This window comes from Rhodococcus sp. (in: high G+C Gram-positive bacteria), assembly GCF_049591685.1.
Classification (GTDB): Bacteria; Actinomycetota; Actinomycetes; order Mycobacteriales; family Mycobacteriaceae; genus Rhodococcoides.
The window spans coordinates 1-2398 of record NZ_JBAWFH010000161.1; the positions used below are offsets into that span (position 1 = coordinate 1).

General features: G+C 65.6%; 2 protein-coding genes and 1 pseudogene. All 3 read right to left on the reverse strand.

What is annotated here, in order from left to right; genetic code table 11:
- A partial coding sequence (locus WBQ44_RS06915) for an alcohol dehydrogenase catalytic domain-containing protein (protein ID WP_495565980.1) occupies positions 1-569 on the reverse strand: 569 nt, incomplete at its 3' end.
- Positions 545-2128 (reverse strand): phosphonate ABC transporter, permease protein PhnE, encoded by a 1584-nt coding sequence (gene phnE / locus WBQ44_RS06920; protein WP_495565981.1) that lies wholly within the window; start codon positions 2126-2128, stop codon positions 545-547. The genes WBQ44_RS06915 and phnE, both read right to left, overlap by 25 nt.
- Positions 2125-2398, reverse strand: a pseudogene (locus tag WBQ44_RS06925) (phosphonate ABC transporter ATP-binding protein); the annotation flags it as partial. The pseudogene WBQ44_RS06925 and the gene phnE, both read right to left, overlap by 4 nt.

Here is a 2398-nt window from a genome sequence, read left to right on the forward strand (position 1 = left end):
ACGGTGGCCGTCGCACACGCTGCGGGCGCGGCAACCGCGTCGGACATCGACACCGGCACCCGTGCGATTGCCGTGCCGCGGGGTAGGACGATGTGCTCGGCGTAGGAGCCGCTCAAAACCCAATCACCGAGCGCGGATTCGTGCCCCACCTTGCGCACGTCGACGCACTTCGCCGTGAACCCAGCCGTACAGCGTGGGCACTGCCCGCACGGAACGGTGACCGACCAGACGACGCGGTCACCTGGTGCGAGCGAACCGTCATCGCCGACGACGACCGGTCTGGCTCCGTCGTCGACGACGACCGGTCTGGCTCCGTCGCCGACGGCGACCGGTCTGGCTCCGTCGCCGACGGCAATGACCCGGCCGACTGCCTCGTGACCCAGGATGGATGGGCAGGCACCGGGGCGCCGGCCTGACACGGTGTGCAGGTCACTCCCGCACACCGTGGCCAGATCGATCCTTACCAGAACATCACCCGGGGCGAGTTCGGGAATGTCGAGTGTCCGAATGTCGATGCCGTCCGGGGTCCACACGGCTGCCCGCGTCAGACGAGGAGCGATCTGATCCATCCGGAGATCCTTTCCACTGCGTACACGACGACGAAGATGACGAGGACGATGGCGCCTGCGACGTCGAAGTTCAGGGTGCGTATCGACTCGAACAGCAGGAATCCGATGCCGCCTGCGCCGACGATGCCCAGGATGGTCGAGGTGCGGATGTTGACGTCGAGAAGGTACAGACTCGACCCCACTATCGATGGAACAGCCTGTGGGATAACGGCATTGACAACGGCATTCCACCACCCGCCGCCGACGGACGACACCGCTTCGAGGGGTCCGGGATCGATCTCCTCGACTTCATCGGCGACGAGCTTGCCCAGAAATCCGACGGATCCGATCGCGAGGGCACAGGTACCCGCTACGGGTCCGAGCCCGAGCGCAGCGACGAACACCACCGCGAGGATCAGTTCGGGTACCGCGCGGACCAGCAGAATCCATGCTCTCGCCAGCCAGTAGACCACCGGATGCGGGCTCACGTTGCGCGCTGCCAGGATGCCCACCGGGATCGAGAGCACGATACCGATCGCCGTCGCGACGACGCCGATGGCGACGGTCTGCACTGCGGCGTCGACGAGTTGGACGCCGAGCGAGGAGAAATCAGGCGGCACCATTCGGCCGAACACCTCGATCGACGGTCCGACCCAGGTCAGTAGAGATCTCGGGTCGATCTCGAGGACGAAGAACGAGGCGACGGTTGACACGATCAGCACCGCCGAGGCGAACGTCTTCTTCACTCGATCGCGGCGCGGTCCAGCCGTCGATGGAACGAGCAGCATCCGTCGGATCCCGATGGCGGCCAACTCCATCGCCGCGATGATCGCGAGGATGACGAGGACGATCCCGAGGGCGCGCGGGTAGATCAGTCCGCGCAACGCGTCCTGCAGTGCGAATCCGATGCCGCCTGCCCCGACGAATCCGAGCACGACCGACATCCGGAGGTTGATATCGATGCGGTAGACGAACGCGCCGATCCACGCGGGAACAACCTGCGGAACAACCGCATTGATCATCTCCCGCACATATCCCACGCCGGTGGCACGGATGGCTTCGCGGGGCCCGTCGTCGGCCTCCTCGATGGCGTCGGCGAACAGCTTGCCGAGCATGCCGATGGAGTGCAGGGCCAGCGCGAGAACGCCTGGGAAAACACCGATCCCGAGGGCGCGGACGAACAGCACCGCGAACAACAGATCGGGCATCGCGCGGCAGAAGGTGATTACTGCACGCGCTACCCCGTACACGATCGGGTGCGGGGTCGTGTTGCGTGCGGCGAGGAAGGCAAGTGGGACACTGACGATGGCGGCCAGAACGGTACCGAGCACCGCCATCAACAAGGTGTCGAAGGCCAGCGAGACGATCCGGCCGGTGTCGTCGACACGCGGGGGAAGCATGCGTGCGATCAGACGCTGGACGTCTTCGAGACCGTCGACGAGTGCGGTGGGCGCGAAGTCGATGTAGCCCGCAGACAGAATCGTCAGGACGACTGCGACGGCACCGAGCGACGGCAGGAGCCATCGTCGCCGCGATTCGGGCGACGGCGCTGTGGTCTTCGGCTCCAGGGTCACGGTCATCTGAAGACTTCTTCGGTGGGGGCGATTCGCTGATAGATCGGCATTATGTCCTCGCGCAGCAGACCGGCTGCAGGTCGGTCGAGAACGACTTCGCCGTCACGCAAGCCGACGAGGCGGTGCGCCCAGCCCAGCGCGAGATCGACCTGGTGCAGCGTGCACACGACGGTCAACTTCTCCTCGGTGCACACCCGCTGCAGCAGATCCATGACGACCGCGGCATTTTCGGGGTCGAGGGAAGCGACGGGTTCGTCGGCCAGAACGATCCTGGGC